This is a genomic window from Streptomyces blattellae (genome assembly GCF_009709555.1).
Taxonomy (GTDB): domain Bacteria; phylum Actinomycetota; class Actinomycetes; order Streptomycetales; family Streptomycetaceae; genus Streptomyces; species Streptomyces blattellae.
Window position 1 is genome coordinate 1 of the sequence record NZ_WJBG01000034.1, and the last position, 269, is coordinate 269.

Below are 269 nucleotides of genomic sequence, written 5' to 3' on the forward strand. Positions count from 1 at the left end.
CGCGCCGACGACAAGCTCTCCGAGGCCGCGATGGAAGACCGTAAGCGCGAGGGGTACTTCTAAGCATGAGCACGACCATCGACACGCTGCGTTTCGCGACGGCGGGCTCGGTCGACGACGGCAAGTCCACCCTCGTCGGACGGCTGCTGCACGACTCCAAGTCGGTCCTCGCCGACCAGTTGGAGGCCGTGGAGCACGCCTCCCGGAACCGCGGCCAGGAGGCACCCGACCTCGCCCTCCTCACCGACGGCCTGCGCGCCGAACGCGAG

Annotated in this window: 1 protein-coding gene; it reads left to right on the forward strand. The window is 69.5% G+C overall.

Annotated elements, in window-relative coordinates:
* Positions 1-65: 65 nt before the first annotated feature.
* Positions 66-269, forward strand: a 204-nt coding sequence (locus GFH49_RS00885; RefSeq protein ID WP_328288262.1) for a GTP-binding protein, incomplete at its 3' end; no start/stop codon positions are given.